Raw genomic sequence first — 14,712 nt, 5'->3', positions numbered from 1 at the left:
CCCGGCCGACCTGGCCTGGCGCATCGACGAGGGCGACTTGTTCGAGATGCTGGGCAACCTGCTGGACAACGCGGCCAAGTGGGCGCGCGGCCGGGTCGGGGTGCGGGTGTGGCGCGAAGCCGGGCGCTTGTGCATCCGCATTGAGGACGATGGCCCCGGGTTCAGCGACACCGAGTCCGTCTTGCGGCTCCATGTGCGGGGGGACGAGCGCGTGGCCGGGCACGGCGTCGGGCTGGCAGTGGTGAGCGACCTGGTGGCCAGCCACCAGGGGGAGCTGAAGCTCTCGCGCGGCGCCATGGGCGGCGGGCGGGTCGACATCGTGTTGCCGGTGCCTTGAGAGGCATGCTCTTCACGCTGAAAATCAGAATGCTTAAGTTACCTTGACGAAGGCAGTCAGGGCGGGTCGGTGGGCGACGGTCAAGCGCGCCACCACCTCCGCCGTCTCCGCCAGCAGCTTGCCTTTCTTCCACACCTTCAGCCGATTCGCCCGCAGCCGGATTGCCTCCACCGGGTCCCGCGCCTGCAGCAGCACAAAGCTCGCATCGCAGCCCACCTCCAGCCCATAGCCTTGCAGGTGCATCACCTTCGCCGCGTTGGTCGTCACCGCGTCGAAGCAGGCGCGGATGCCTTTCTGGCTCGTCATCTGCGCCACGTGCAAGCCCATGTGCGCCACCTCCAGCATGTCGCCGCTACCCATGCCGTACCACGGGTCCATCACGCAGTCATGGCCGAAGGCGACGTTGACGCCGGCGGCCATCAGCTCGGGCACGCGGGTCATGCCGCGGCGCTTGGGGTAGCGGTCGTGGCGGCCCTGCAGGGTGATGTTGATCAGCGGGTTGGCAATCACGCTAACTTGTGATTCGGCTATTAGTGGAATTAACTTGCTCACGTAGTAGTTGTCCATGCTGTGCATGGAGGTGCAGTGCGAGCCGTTGACCCGGCCCTGCAGGCCCAGGCGCTGGGCCTCAAAGGCCAGGGTTTCGATGTGGCGCGACAGCGGGTCGTCTGACTCGTCGCAATGCATGTCTACAGCCAAGCCGCGCTCGGCGGCGATTTCGCACAGCAGCTTCACGCTGGCTGCGCCCTCAAGCATGGTGCGCTCGAAGTGGGGGATGCCGCCGACCACGTCCACGCCCTTGTCCAGCGCGCGCTTGAGGTTGTCCACACCGCCGGGGCTGCGCAGCACGCCGTCTTGCGGAAAAGCCACCAGTTGCAGGGCTATGTAGGGCGCGACGCGCTTCTTTACCTCCAGCAGCGCGTCCACGGCCAGCAGGCTGGGGTCGCTGGTGTCCACATGGCTGCGAATGGCCAGCAGGCCCTTGGCGACGGCCCAGTCGCAGTAGGTGAGGGCGCGCTCAATGATGGCCTCGGCCGTCAGCGTGGGTTTCAGTTCGCCCCACAGCGCAATGCCCTCCAGCAAGGTGCCGCTTTCGTTCACGCGCGGCAGGCCGTAGCTGAGGGTGGCGTCCATGTGGAAATGCGGGTCGACAAAGTGCGGGCTCAGCAAATAACCGCCAGCGTCGACGGTCTCAAGCGCCTGCGCGCCTGCGATCGGTCCCTCGGTGACCTCGGTGATCCTGCCGTTCTGCACGGCGACCGACATGCCAGTGCGGCCAGCGGGCAGGGATACGTTGGTGATGAGCAGGTCAAGCATCTGACGATCTCGCGTAGGGGTGTGAGCTATCGCGAGGGCTGCGTCTTTTTCAGCCGGGGCCGCGGCACTGGCTTTGCCAGACCGCAGGCGCAGCGGCCCCCTCGGGGGGCAGGAAGCACACGGAGTGAGCGACCGTGGGGGTCATTTGGTTCCAAAGATGCGATCACCGGCATCACCCAGGCCGGGCAGGATGTAGCCGTGGTCGTTGAGCTCGCGGTCTATGGCCGCGGTGTAGATCGGCACGTCGGGATGGGCTTTTTGCAGCGCCGCAATGCCTTCGGGGCAGGTCAGCAGGCAGACGAACTTGATGGACTTGGGGTTGAGCTCCTTGAGGCGCTCGACCGCGGCAATCGCCGAATTGCCGGTGGCCAGCATCGGGTCGACGACCACGATGTCGCGCTCTTGCATGTCGTGCGGCATCTTGAAGTAGTACTCGACCGCGGTCAGGGTTTTCGGGTCGCGGTACAGGCCGACGTGGCCGACACGGGCGCCGGGCACCACGCTGAGCATGCCCTCGAGGATGCCGTTGCCGGCGCGCAGGATGGAGACGAACACCAGTTTCTTGCCGTCGATCATCTTGCCGGTCATGGTTTCCAGCGGCGTCTCGATTTCAACGTCCTGCATCGGCATGTCGCGCGTGACTTCGTAGGCCATCAGCAGGCTCAGTTCGTTGAGCAGGGTGCGAAAGGTGTTGGTCGATGCGTCCTTGCGGCGCATCAAGGTGAGCTTGTGCTGCACCAGCGGGTGGTCGATCAGGTGGACTTTGGCGTTAACTGGGACGCTTGGGGTGGTCATGGGATGGGGTGCCTCTGATGGTCAAATTTCAAAATACGGTGCCGTCGCTCTGGATGTTCAGAGGCGGTTTGCCTCCGTGCAACTGCTGTGCCAGTACGCGGCCAGCCGCCCAGGTGCCGCCTTCGAGCACGCAGGCCAGCGGCATCTGCTCAGCGCTCAATCCTAACTGCTCGCGCACCAGCGGTGCGAGTTCGTCCAGCAGGGCGACGGTCAGCGCGCGCCACTCGACGATCAATTCGTCGCCGGCTTCGTGCAACGGGTCGGCCAGCGATGGGTCTTTCAGCCGCAGCACGCCGGCATCGAGAAACAGCCCGCCGTTGCGGTACTCGGGCAAGCCGGTCAGCGCGTCCAGGCCTTCGACTTGCACACCGGCCCACTCAAAGGGCTCGAGCAGCGAATAAGTGAGCCACTGAGAGAGTTTGTGGAAGGGCATCCAGCCGCTGCTGGGGCCGGCCTCGTCGCTGCCTGCGGCCGGGTGCCGCCAGCAATCGCCCAGCGCCACCGGGCCCATCGCGTTCTGCGCGGGCCAGATGGGCGCCAGGCCCGTGAGCAGCACGGACAGCAGGTCATGCGCGAGGATCGCGGCCTGGCCCTGCGCCCGCTGGGTCAGCAGGTCAAACAGGTGTCCGGGGCGGCCGGGCAGGCCAAACAGCTCGGGCTGGTCCTGCAGCGCCTGGCCCAGGCGGCGCAGCAGGGCGGCACGGCCCTCGAGGCCCACCAGCGGATTGCCCGGCGTCACCTGAAAGGCCGCGCCCAGCTGTTCGGCCGTGACGGCTTGCAGGCCCTTGGCGTCGGCCTGCAAGGGCTGCGCCGGGTCGCTGGAAAAAAGCCCATCCATGAAGGCGTGAAAGCTCGCAACGCCCAGGCCTTCGGAGCGGCTGTAGCTATGGCCGGGGCGGTCACCTTCGGCCGCTTCCTGGTAAGTCCAGTCCGCGCCGGCACCGGCGTCGAGCAGCACGCTGACCAGCGCCAGGTCGATCTGGGCGCGGGCTTTTTCGGCGGGCAGGGCATCGGCGAGGGTTCGGTTCAGCTGCGCCAGCCGGTCGACGCCACCGGCTTCGAAATGCCGCCAGCGGCTGTGGTACGGAATCTTCAGGTCGGGGTAGCGCGCCCGGGTCAGCTCGGCCACCAGCGTGGCGGTGGTCTCCATCGCGCCGTCGTTGACCGTGAACCAGGCCGAGTCGCCGCGGCGCGCGCGTTCGAGCAAGGCCATGGCGCGAGTGCGAATCGTTTTTGTAGAGCGTAATTCGGCTGTGGCCCTTTCCAGACGGGCGTCAGCAGCTTCTTTTTTGATAGCGTTTGGTGTATGTGGTGCGGACTCAGGCATCCAGCCCCCGTCCCTTGGCTTTTTTCAGTTCCTCGGCGCCGGGCACCGCGCCGGGTGTGAAGTACCCGGCGGCCATCTTGGCGTCCATCTCGACCTGGGCGTCGGCGGGAATCATGTGCTCGGGGATGTTCACGCGCTCGACCACCTCAATGCCGGCGCGGGTGATAGCGTCGTACTTCATATTGCTCATGGACACCAGGCGGTGGATCTTGCGGATGCCCAGCCAGTTCAGCACGTCGGGCATGAGCTCCTGAAACCGCATGTCCTGCACACCCGCCACACATTCGGTTCGGGCAAAGTACTGGTCGGCGGTGTCGCCGCCCACCTGGCGCTTGCGGGCGTTGTAGACGAGGAACTTGGTGACCTCGCCCAGCGCCCGGCCTTCCTTGCGGAAGTAGGACACCAGGCCGACGCCGCCGCGCTGCGCACCCTGGATGCATTCTTCGATCGCGTGCGTCAGGTAAGGGCGGCAGGTGCAGATGTCGGAGCCGAACACATCCGAGCCGTTGCACTCGTCATGCACGCGGGCCGTGAGTTCGATGTCGGGGTTGGCCAGGTCGCGCGGCTTGCCAAAAATATAGGCGGTGAGCCCACCAATCGGTGGCAGGAAGACTTCCAGGTCGCTGCGGGTGACGAGTTCGGGGTACATGCCGCCGGTTTCTTCAAACAACACGCGCCGCAAATCGGTTTCGCTGCAGCCAAAACGTTTGGCGACTTCGGGCAGATACCAGACCGGCTCGACCGCCACCTTGGTCACCATGGCTGCGCCGCCGGCGGTGAGGTATTTGCCGTCGGCTTTCAGCCGGCCCGATTGCAGGGCCTCAATGACCTCGGGCAGGATCACATGGGCCTGGGTCACGGCGATGGTTGGGCGGATGTCGTAGCCGGCCGCCAGCTCGCTGGCAAACACATCGGCCACCGTCGCGCCCCACGGGTCCATCGCAACGATGCGCCCGGGCTCGCTCCATTGCGGGTAGGGGCCGATGATGTCGGTTGGCGAGGTGTTGGTGAGGTCGGCCTTGTGTTTGGCAGACAAGGCACCGGAGGCGATGGCCAGCGCGCGGTACACGCTGTAGGAGCCGCTGTGCGTGCCGATGACATTGCGGTGGCCGCGCCGCGTGGTCGTGCCGACCACCGGCCCGCGCTCGGTGGCGGTGGCCGCGGCCCAGCGAATCGGCAGCGCGCCATGACCGCCGGCGTGGGAGGTCAGGCGGATATGCTGAGAGGCAGGGGAAGTGGACGCAGCGGTGGGCGAGGGTGGCGGAACCGGATCAAGAGGCTTGGCGGCAACTTCAGCAGACATTGCGGATCCTTCAAAAAATCCAATGTAGCGATGCGTGCTGCGATTGACAAGCCCGAAGTTTTGCCCGGTCGTTAATTTGCGACAGCCCGGGGTCTCAGGCCTGGCTCAGCGCGGAGTCAGCGCTTTTTGCCGCCGAAGATACTGCCGAGCACACCGCGAATGATCTCGCGGCCCACGGCCGAGCCCATGGTGCGCACGGCCGATTTGGCCATGCTCTGCGCCAGGCCGTCGTGCTTGGCGCCGCGCGGGCCGGTGCTGCCAAACAGCACATCATTCAGCCCGCCCAGCATGCCGCCGGAGTCGCTTTGGCCGGCCGCGCCGCCGTTGGCGGATTTGGGCGCCTCGGCGGCGGCCACCTCGGCGCGTCCCTTGATTTTTTCGTAGGCCGATTCGCGGTCCACGGTTTTTTCATAAACCCCGGCCACCAGCGAGTTTTGCAGCAGGGCCTGCCGTTGCTGGGCCGTAATGGGGCCGATCTGGCTGCCGGGCGGCAGCACATAGACCCGCTCGGTGATGCCGGGCCGGCCCTTGGCGTCGAGCAGGCTGACCAGGGCCTCGCCGACGGCCAGCTCGGTAATCGCGGTTTCAATGTCCAGCCCCGGCTTTTGCCGCATGGTCTGGGCGGTGGCCTTGACGGCTTTCTGGTCACGCGGGGTGAAGGCGCGCAGGGCGTGCTGCACCCGGTTGCCGAGCTGGGCCAGCACCGAGTCGGGAATGTCCAGCGGGTTTTGCGTCACAAAATAAACGCCCACGCCCTTGGAGCGGACCAGGCGCACCACCAGCTCGATCCGTTCCACCAGCACCTTGGGCGCTTCGTTGAACAGCAAATGCGCCTCGTCAAAAAAGAACACCAGCTTGGGCTTTTCCGGGTCGCCAATTTCGGGTAGCTGCTCAAACAGCTCGGACAGCATCCACAGCAAAAACGTGGCGTACAGGCGTGGCGAGTTCATCAGCCTGTCAGCGGTCAGGATGTTGATGACGCCCTTGCCATCGACCGTTTGCATGAAATCATTGATGTCGAGCATGGGCTCGCCAAAAAACTTCTCGCCGCCCTGGCTTTCAATCTGCAGCAGGCCGCGCTGGATGGCGCCGACGCTGGCGGCGCTGACGTTGCCATACTGCGTGGTGAACTGGCTGGCGTTGTCGCCCACATACTGCAGCATGGCGCGCAGGTCTTTCAGGTCCAGCAACAGCATGCCGTTGTCGTCGGCAATCTTGAACACCAGGTTGAGCACGCCAGCCTGCGTTTCGTTGAGGTTGAGCATGCGGCCCAGCAGCAGCGGCCCCATGTCGGACACGGTGGCGCGCACCGGATGGCCCTGCTCGCCAAACACAACCCACAGTGTGGCCGGGCAGGCGATGGACTCGGGCGTTTCAATGCCGCGTTCCTTGAGGATGCCGGCCATTTTTTCGCCAATGCTGCCGGCCTGGCTGATGCCGGTCAGGTCGCCCTTGACGTCGGCCATGAAGACCGGCACCCCGATTCTGGAGAAGTTTTCGGCCAGGGTTTGCAGCGTGACGGTTTTGCCGGTGCCGGTGGCCCCGGTAATCAGCCCATGGCGATTGGCCAGGCCGGGCAGAAGTTCGCAATGCGTGGAAGCGTTCTTGGCAATCAGTAAAGGCTCGACCATTGGAGTGTCCCGCAGTGAAAAAGTAAAATGATGGCCTGAGATTAAATCAATTCCAAAGGATTTCCGTGGCTGGTCATAGTAAATGGGCGAATATTCAGCACCGCAAGGGTCGCCAGGATGAAAAGCGCCAGCGCGTCTGGACCCGTGTGATGCGCGAGATCATGGTGGCGGCCCGCATGGGCGGCGGCGACCTGGGCACCAACCCGCGCCTGCGCCTGGCCGTGGACAAAGCCAAGGCCGCCAACATGCCGGCCGACAACGTCAAGTACGGCATTGCCAAGGCCACCGGCAGCCTGGAAGGCGTGCATTACGAAGAAGTTCGCTATGAAGGTTATGGCTTTGGCGGCGCCGCCATCATCGTGGACTGCCTGACCGACAACCGGGTGCGCACCGTGGCCGAGGTTCGCCATGCGTTTTCCAAGCACGGCGGCCACATGGGCACCGAGGGCTCGGTGGCGTTTCAGTTCAAGCACTGCGGCCAGCTGATTTTTGCGCCCGGCACCAGCGAGGACAAGGTGATGGAAGTCGCTCTGGAGGCCGGCGCCGATGACGTGATCAGCCATGACGACGGCGCCATCGAGGTGCTGACACCCTACGCCGATTTTGAAACCGTCAAAAACGCCCTCGAAGCCGCCGGGCTCAAGCCCGAACTGGCCGAAGTCACCATGCGGGCCGACAACCCGATTGAGCTGAGCGGCGACGATGCCCAGAAAATGCAAAGGCTGCTCGACGTGCTGGAAGACCTGGACGACACGCAGGAAGTTTTTCACAATGCCGAACTTTCCTGAGCGCGGGCGCATCAGTCAACACATAACAATGAAAGCAGCAGCATGAAAGTTTTAGTGGTGGGTGGCGGTGGCCGAGAACACGCGCTGGCCTGGAAGCTGGCCCAGTCGCCCAAGGTGCAGGCGGTGTACGTGGCGCCCGGCAACGGCGGGACCGCGCTCGATGCCCGGCTTGAGAACATCGATATCACCGACGTCAAGGCACTGCGCCAGTGGGCCGCTACTGAAAAGATAGCGTTGACGGTGGTGGGCCCGGAGCAGCCGCTGGCGGCCGGCATTGTCGATGAGTTCCGCGCCCATGGTCTGCGGGTGTTTGGCCCGACCAGGGCGGCGGCGCAGCTGGAAAGCTCCAAGGCCTTTTCCAAGGCCTTCATGAAGCGCCACCAGATTCCGACGGCGGAGTACGAAACCTTTACCGATGCGGCGGCGGCGCATGCCTACGTCGATGAAAAAGGCGCGCCCATCGTGGTCAAGGCCGATGGCCTGGCCGCCGGCAAGGGGGTGGTGGTGGCGATGACGCTGCACGAAGCCCATGAGGCGATTGAGTTCATGCTGGCACCCAACCCGGAGTTCAATCCACTCGGCGTCACGCACAACGAGGGCGGTGCCCGCGTCGTCATCGAGGAGTTTTTGCAGGGCGAGGAAGCCAGCTTCATCGTCATGTGCGATGGCAAAAACGTGGCGGTGATGGCGACCAGCCAGGACCACAAGCGCCTGCTGGACGGCGACCAGGGCCCCAACACCGGCGGCATGGGGGCCTATTCGCCGGCGCCGGTGGTGACGCCCGAGGTGCACGGCCGCGCCATGCGCGAAATCATCATGCCGACCATCAAGGGCATGGAAAAAGACGGCATGGTGTTTACCGGCTTTTTGTATGCCGGCCTGATGATTGACGCGCAGGGCAGGCCCAAGACGCTTGAATTCAATTGCCGCATGGGCGACCCCGAGACCCAGCCCATCATGATGCGGCTGAAAACTGACTTGTATGAGGTCATGATGGCGGCCACCTCGGGCGCGCTGGACCAGGTTGAGCTGGACTGGGACCGGCGCCCGGCGCTGGGCGTGGTGATGGCCGCGCACGGCTACCCGCTACAGCCGCGCAAGGGCGATGTGATTCACGGCCTGCCGCGCAGCAGCCATGAGCCGGCCGAGGACGCCATGGTGTTTCATGCCGGCACCCGCGCGCAGGATGGCGCCACCGTGACTTCGGGCGGCCGGGTGCTGTGCGTCACGGCGCTGGGCAGCACCGTCAAGGCCGCCCAGCAGCGTGCCTATGAGGTGACGCAGGGCATCCATTTTGACGGCGCCCAGTACCGCAAGGACATTGGGTACCGGGCCATCAAGGCCTGATGGCCATGACTGAACTCTCGGGCGTCCGCACGTATTTGCTGGGCCTGCAGGAGCGCATCACCGGCGCGGTGGCCAAACTCGACGGCCAGCCCTTTGTGGCCGATGCCTGGCAAAAAGAGCCGGGCGAGCCGTTGCAGGGCTCGGGCGTGACCCAAATCCTGGAGCAGGGCAGCGTGTTTGAGCGGGCCGGCTGCGGCTTTTCGCATGTGCGCGGCCCCAAACTGCCGCCATCGGCAACCCAGCACCGGCCCGAACTGGCGGGCGCGCCTTTTGAGGCGATGGGCGTCTCGCTGGTGTTTCACCCTCGCAACCCTTACGTGCCCACAGTTCACATGAATGTGCGCATGCTGGCCGCGACACCGCCAGGCGGCGCCGCGAGTGATGCCGTCTGCTGGTTTGGCGGTGGCATGGACCTGACGCCGTACTACGGGTTTGAAGAAGATGCGGTGCATTTCCACCAGCGCTGCAAGGACGCGCTGGAGCCGTTTGGCAGTGACAAATACCCGCGCTTCAAGCAATGGTGCGACGAGTATTTTTACCTCAAGCACCGCCAGGAGCAGCGCGGCATAGGCGGCGTGTTTTTTGACGATTTTCAGGAGCTGGGGCCAGACCGGAGCTTTGCCATGATGCAGGGCGTGGGTGATGCGTTTTTGCAGGCCTACCTGCCGATTGTTGAACGCCGGCAGAACCTGCCCTATGGCGAGCGCGAGCGTGACTTCCAGCTGTATCGGCGTGGCCGCTACGTGGAGTTCAACCTGGTGTGGGACCGGGGCACGCATTTTGGCCTGCAGTCGGGCGGGCGCACCGAGTCGATTTTGATGTCCATGCCGCCGCTGGTGAGCTGGCAATACCAGCGCCCGATAGAACCGGGTTCGCCCGAGGAGCGGCTGTACCAGGTGTTCTTGCCCCGGCGGGACTGGCTTTGAATGCTGCGCCTGCGTCCAGGTTAAAGCGCATTGGTGTGTTCGGTGGCGCGTTTGACCCGCCGCACAACGCCCATCTGGCGCTGGCGCAGGCGGCGCTGACGCAGCTGGCGCTGGACGCGCTGCACATCATTCCGACCGGCCAGGCCTGGCACAAGGCCAGAGCCCTCAGCGCGGCCGGGCACCGGCTGGCCATGACCCGGCTGGCGTTTGAGGCCATGCCGCGCTTGGTGGTCGATGAGCGGGAGTTGCAGCGCGTGGGCCCTAGCTTCACGATTGACACCCTGCAGTCGCTGCAGGCTGAAAATCCGCAGGCCCAGCTCTACCTGATCATCGGGGCGGACCAGTTTGCCGCCTTCAAGCAGTGGCACCGGTGGCAGGACATTTTGCGGCTTGCTATAATTTGTATAGCTGCTCGCACACAATCGACGCCGACCCCGGCCCAATTTGATGCCTATACGGGGCAAAAAGACCGATTTACCACGCTCCAGCTGCCCCTGATGCCGGTCAGCGCCACCCAGATTCGCCAGTTAATGGCCTCTGGCGTGGCCAGCGCCGATGAACTTACCCACTTGGTGCCTGAGCCGGTTGCGCGTTATATTTCGCTACACCAGCTTTACAGTCCCCGTTAACTCCCATTCCCCTAAAGCAAAGCACTGCATGACCTCTACCCCTGTCAAAACCACCAGCACCGCCGACAAGAAAGATGTGCAGAAACTGCAACGCGCCATCATTGATGGGCTGGAAGATGTGAAAGCGCAGGACATCCAGGTCTTTGACACCGAGCACATCACCTCGCTCTTTGAACGCGTGATCGTGGCCTCGGGCACGTCCAACCGCCAGACCAAGGCGCTGGCCGCCAGTGTGCGCGACGCGGTGCGAGACGCCGGTTTTGCCAAGCCCCGCATCGAAGGCGAGGCCAACGGCGAGTGGATTATTGTGGACTGCGGCGCGGCCGTGGCCCACATCATGCAGCCGACGATTCGCCAGTACTACCACCTTGAAGAGCTCTGGGGCGACAAGCCCGTCAAGATCAAGCTGGGCGCGCCCGCGCCTTTGGTCAAGGCCTCCAAACCTGAAGCCGCCCCAGAGCCCAAGGCCGGCGTGAAGGCCAGTGCCAAAGCCAGACCCGGCGCTAAAACCACCGGCAAAACCTCTGGTAAAACTGCCGGTAAAACGGCGGCCAGGGGCGGAGCCAAGGCCGCGCCGAAGCCGGCGCCTGCCACCACCGTGGATTCCAGCTATGTCGGACGAGTCGGCAAGACCAATGACTGGACCGCCAAGCGCAACGCCAGCGCGCAAGCGGCGGAGCCGGTAGCCAGGCCGGTCAAGACAGCAGCCAAAACGGCCGTCAAAAAAGCGGCCACCAAAACGCCTGTCATTAAAGTTCCGGTGCCCAAAAAAGTAGCGGCCAGGAAGACCGCCGCCAAAGCGGTGGCCAAAACCGCGGCCAAAAAGCCTGCGGCAAAGAAAACCACGACCCGGAGCCAATGAGGCTGACGATCGTGGCCGTTGGCCAGAAGGTGCCCGACTGGGCGCAGACGGCCTACGACGACTACGCCAAGCGCTTTCCCCCCGAACTCAAGGTCGAGCTCAAGGCGGTGAAAACCGAGCCGCGCGCCTCCAAAACCCTTGAGAGCCTGTTGGCCGCCGAACGCACCCGCATTGAAGGCGCCATCGCGCGCGGAACCCGTGTCGTGGCACTCGATGAACGCGGCACCGCCGTCACCACCGTCGCGCTGGCCGAAAGGCTCAAGGCTTGGCAACTGTCGGGCGACGATGTGGCCATCGTGATCGGCGGCCCCGACGGGCTGGACCCGGCCTTCAAGCAGTCAGCCCACGAACGCCTGCGCCTGTCGGACCTGACCCTGCCGCATGCGATGGTGCGCGTGCTGCTGATTGAGCAGCTTTACCGCGCCTGGAGCATTACGATCAACCATCCCTACCACCGTGAATGACTTGGCCGACTTTGTTTACCTGGCGTCGCAAAGCCCAAGGCGCAGGCAGCTTTTGGAGCAGCTAGGCGTTCGCCATCAGTTACTGCTTCCTGACGACGGTGAAGATGCAGAAGCGCTGGAAGTCGTGCTGAACAATGAAGCCCCGGCCGCCTACGTCAAGCGGGTGACCAACCTCAAGCTGGATGCTGCGCAGGCGCGCCTGGCGCGCAGAAAACTGGCGCCCGCGCCCATTCTCTGTTCGGACACGACCGTCGCCCTTGGCCGCACGATTTACGGCAAGCCGGATGACGCGAAAGATGCCAGACGCATGCTGGCAGAACTCTCTGGCCAGACGCACCGCGTGCTGACCGCCGTGGCGCTTCAGTCGGGGCGCAAGCGGCTGGATGCTTTGAGCACATCTCGGGTGACATTTGAGGACATGACCCATGCGCAAATCCTCGCCTACGTGGCTTCGGGCGAACCCATGGGCAAGGCCGGCGCCTATGCGGTGCAGGGCAAGGTGGCGATGCACATCAGCCACATCAGCGGCAGTTACAGTGGCATCATGGGGCTGCCGCTGTGGGAAACCGCGCAGCTGCTGCGTGCCGCCGGCTTCAAAATCTAGCGACTAACTTTCTGGCAAACCATGCAACAAGACATCCTGATTAACTGGTCGCCTCAGGAAACCCGGGTGGCCGTGATCGAGCACGGCGCGGTGCAGGAACTGCAGGTCGAGCGCACGCTGGAGCGCGGCCTGGTGGGCAATGTGTACCTGGGCAAAGTCGTGCGGGTGCTGCCCGGCATGCAGTCTGCCTTCATCGACATTGGCCTGGAGCGGGCGGCTTTTTTGCATGTGGCCGATCTGATGAGCAGCATCAACAGCCGCCACGCGGATACCGATGCGCAGGCGGCCGGTGCCGCCACACCCACCGTCTCGGCAGCGTTGTTGCCGATTGAAAAGCAGCTGTTCGAGGGCCAGGCGCTGATGGTGCAGGTGCTGAAAGACCCGATTGGCACCAAGGGCGCGCGGCTTACCGCGCAAATCAGCATTGCCGGGCGCCTGCTGGTTTTTTTGCCGCAGGACAACCACATCGGGGTGTCACAAAAAATCCCGCCGCAGCAGCGTGAGGACCTTCGCCGTCGCATGCAGGGGCTGGCTGGCGAGCTGAGTGGCGGCTTTATCCTGCGAACCAACGGCGAAGACGCGACCGATCCCGAGCTGGCCGAGGATATTGCCTACCTGCGCAAAACCTGGTCGCGCATCAAGGAGGCATCGCTGCGTCTGCCGCCCACCTCTGTGTTGCACCAGGACCTGAACCTGCTGCAGCGCGTGTTGCGCGATGTGGCGGTGGAGGCGACGCAGACCATACGCATTGATTCGCGCGAACAGTTTGAAAAGCTCAAGACCTTCGCCACCGAATTCATGCCGGCAACCCTGCAGAAACTGCAGCTCTACACCGGCGAGCGGCCGATTTTTGACCTCTGCAACGTTGATGAGGAAATCGCCAAGGCGCTGGGCCGCCGGGTTGACCTCAAGTCTGGTGGCTACCTGATCATTGACCAGACCGAGGCGCTGACCACGGTGGATGTCAACACCGGGGGCTTTGTCGGTGCACGCAATTTCGACGACACGATTTTCAAGACCAACCTGGAGGCCTCGCAGGCCATTGCGCGGCAGCTTCGCCTGCGCAATCTGGGCGGCATCGTGATTGTCGACTTCATCGACATGATCAGGGACAACCACCGCGATGCGGTGCTGGCGGAGTTCCAGAAACAGCTGGCGCGCGACCGCATCAAAACCTCGGTCAACGGGTTTTCGGCGCTGGGCTTGCTGGAGATGACACGCAAGCGCACCCGTGAGTCGCTGGCGCACCAGCTGTGCGAACCGTGCAGTGCCTGTATGGGCAAGGGCGTGGTTAAAACTGCGCGCAGCGTGACCTACGACATCCTGCGCGAAATCTTGCGCGAGGCCCGTCAGTTCAATCCGCGCGAGTTTCGGGTGATTGCCTCGCCCAAGGTGATCGAGCTGTTTCTGGACGAAGAAAGCCAGCACCTGGCCAGCCTGAGCGACTTCATCAGCAAACCCATTTCCCTGCAGGCCGAAGCCGCCATGCCGCAGGAACAATACGATATCGTCCTGCTGTAAGTACCGGCAGTTTTCAAAGCATGGCCAATACCCACACCGCCAACCGCCAACCCATCCCGATTCTGGTGTACCACCAGATTGCCAACGCACCGGCCCGGGGCAGCCCTTTTCGCAGCCTTTATGTATCGCCCGGCGCCTTTGCGCGGCAAATGGCGTGGCTGCAGCGGCTGGGTTACACCGGCTTGTCCATGAGCCGGCTGCAGCCTTACCTCAGCGGCGAGAAAGAGGGCAAGGTGGTGGGCATCACCTTTGACGACGGCTATCAGAACAACCTCACGCAAGCCTTGCCCGCATTGCTCAGGCAGGGCTTTTCTTCCACCTGCTATGCCGTCAGCGGGCTTTTGGGGCAAACCAATGCCTGGGACGAAATGCAGGGCATTGCGCAGACGCAGTTGATGACTGAAGCAGAAATCCGGCAGTGGGTGTCGGCTGGCCAGGAAATTGGATCGCACACCTGCAACCATGTGAATTTGCTGGCCACCGACGATGACGGTTGCCGCGCGGAAATGGCCGAAGGAAAAACCGGGCTGGAGGCTGTGGTCGCGCAGCCGGTCAGTCATTTTTGCTACCCCTATGGCCACTACGCAGACCAGCACGTCGACATGGCACGCGAGCTGGGTTTTGTGACCGCCACGACCACCCGGCGCGGCCGCTGCCATGCGCGGGCTGACCTGTTGCAGCTGCCACGGGTGCCCGTGCTGCGTTCCACCAGCCTGCCGCTGTTCTGGCTCAAAATTGCGACCGGTTACGAAGACCGCCGTCACCCGTGAGCGCTTCTTTTGGCACGCCCGCGGGGCAGCCCCGGCCCGCCGAACGCAGGCTCCGCATTGCGGTTTTCAACCGGACCTTTTCGCCCACCGG

The 14,712-nt window shown here is 64.0% G+C and carries 15 protein-coding genes; 10 read left to right on the top strand and 5 right to left on the bottom strand.

Annotated elements, in window-relative coordinates; genetic code table 11:
• Positions 1–337: ATP-binding protein (locus RMO23_RS01085; RefSeq protein ID WP_309678205.1), on the top strand; the 337-nt coding region annotated here is incomplete at its 5' end.
• 33 nt (positions 338–370) lie between these two features.
• On the opposite strand, the gene RMO23_RS01080 is transcribed toward RMO23_RS01085, so the two are convergent.
• From RMO23_RS01080 to RMO23_RS01060, 5 genes are all read right to left on the bottom strand, one after another.
• The gene (locus tag RMO23_RS01080) at positions 371–1,654 is read right to left on the bottom strand and encodes an amidohydrolase family protein (RefSeq protein ID WP_309678203.1); all 1,284 of its coding nucleotides are present in this window, start codon (positions 1,652–1,654) and stop codon (positions 371–373) included.
• A gap of 141 nt (positions 1,655–1,795) precedes the next feature.
• Positions 1,796–2,449, bottom strand: coding sequence for a uracil phosphoribosyltransferase (upp, locus tag RMO23_RS01075; protein ID WP_309678201.1), 654 nt, complete (start codon positions 2,447–2,449; stop codon positions 1,796–1,798).
• A gap of 28 nt (positions 2,450–2,477) precedes the next feature.
• A complete protein-coding gene (locus RMO23_RS01070) occupies positions 2,478–3,776 on the bottom strand; it encodes a URC4/urg3 family protein (RefSeq protein ID WP_405041541.1) in 1,299 nt (432 codons plus the stop codon).
• Positions 3,769–5,079, bottom strand: coding sequence for a GTP cyclohydrolase II (locus tag RMO23_RS01065; protein WP_309678199.1), 1,311 nt, complete (start codon positions 5,077–5,079; stop codon positions 3,769–3,771). The genes RMO23_RS01070 and RMO23_RS01065 overlap by 8 nt, the downstream gene beginning before the upstream one ends.
• Before the next feature lie 116 nt (positions 5,080–5,195).
• Complete coding sequence (locus tag RMO23_RS01060; RefSeq protein ID WP_309678198.1) at positions 5,196–6,710, bottom strand: DUF853 domain-containing protein; 1,515 nt, start codon at positions 6,708–6,710, stop codon at positions 5,196–5,198.
• Positions 6,711–6,775: 65 nt separating this feature from the next.
• Between RMO23_RS01060 and RMO23_RS01055 the strand changes: the two genes are divergently transcribed.
• From RMO23_RS01055 to RMO23_RS01015, 9 genes are read left to right on the top strand one after another with little or no spacing between them, the layout of a single operon-like run.
• Positions 6,776–7,498 carry a YebC/PmpR family DNA-binding transcriptional regulator gene (locus RMO23_RS01055; protein WP_309678196.1) on the top strand — a complete coding sequence of 241 codons (723 nt, stop codon included), beginning with the start codon at positions 6,776–6,778 and terminating at the stop codon, positions 7,496–7,498.
• 42 nt (positions 7,499–7,540) lie between these two features.
• A complete protein-coding gene (gene purD / locus RMO23_RS01050) occupies positions 7,541–8,845 on the top strand; it encodes a phosphoribosylamine--glycine ligase (RefSeq protein ID WP_309678194.1) in 1,305 nt (434 codons plus the stop codon).
• On the top strand, positions 8,845–9,771 hold the full coding sequence (gene hemF / locus RMO23_RS01045; RefSeq protein ID WP_309678192.1) for an oxygen-dependent coproporphyrinogen oxidase: 927 nt from the start codon (positions 8,845–8,847) through the stop codon (positions 9,769–9,771). Before purD ends, hemF begins: the two co-directional genes overlap by 1 nt.
• The gene (nadD, locus tag RMO23_RS01040; protein ID WP_405041542.1) at positions 9,762–10,400 is read left to right on the top strand and encodes a nicotinate (nicotinamide) nucleotide adenylyltransferase; all 639 of its coding nucleotides are present in this window, start codon (positions 9,762–9,764) and stop codon (positions 10,398–10,400) included. Before hemF ends, nadD begins: the two co-directional genes overlap by 10 nt.
• Before the next feature lie 28 nt (positions 10,401–10,428).
• The gene (rsfS, locus tag RMO23_RS01035; RefSeq protein ID WP_309678188.1) at positions 10,429–11,262 is read left to right on the top strand and encodes a ribosome silencing factor; all 834 of its coding nucleotides are present in this window, start codon (positions 10,429–10,431) and stop codon (positions 11,260–11,262) included.
• Complete coding sequence (gene rlmH, locus RMO23_RS01030; protein ID WP_309678186.1) at positions 11,259–11,726, top strand: 23S rRNA (pseudouridine(1915)-N(3))-methyltransferase RlmH; 468 nt, start codon at positions 11,259–11,261, stop codon at positions 11,724–11,726. Before rsfS ends, rlmH begins: the two co-directional genes overlap by 4 nt.
• Position 11,727: 1 nt before the next feature.
• On the top strand, positions 11,728–12,330 hold the full coding sequence (locus RMO23_RS01025) for a Maf family protein (RefSeq protein WP_309678207.1): 603 nt from the start codon (positions 11,728–11,730) through the stop codon (positions 12,328–12,330).
• Positions 12,331–12,351: 21 nt separating this feature from the next.
• Positions 12,352–13,851 (top strand): ribonuclease G, encoded by a 1,500-nt coding sequence (gene rng, locus RMO23_RS01020; RefSeq protein WP_309678185.1) that lies wholly within the window; start codon positions 12,352–12,354, stop codon positions 13,849–13,851.
• Between the two features lie 20 nt (positions 13,852–13,871).
• Positions 13,872–14,621 (top strand): polysaccharide deacetylase family protein, encoded by a 750-nt coding sequence (locus RMO23_RS01015; protein WP_309678183.1) that lies wholly within the window; start codon positions 13,872–13,874, stop codon positions 14,619–14,621.
• Positions 14,622–14,712: the final 91 nt, after the last annotated feature.

Source organism: Polaromonas sp. (genome assembly GCF_031411155.1).
Classification (GTDB): domain Bacteria; phylum Pseudomonadota; class Gammaproteobacteria; order Burkholderiales; family Burkholderiaceae_C; genus Polaromonas.
Note: the sequence above shows the minus strand (reverse complement) of the source record. Positions and strands in the feature narration are given on the sequence as shown.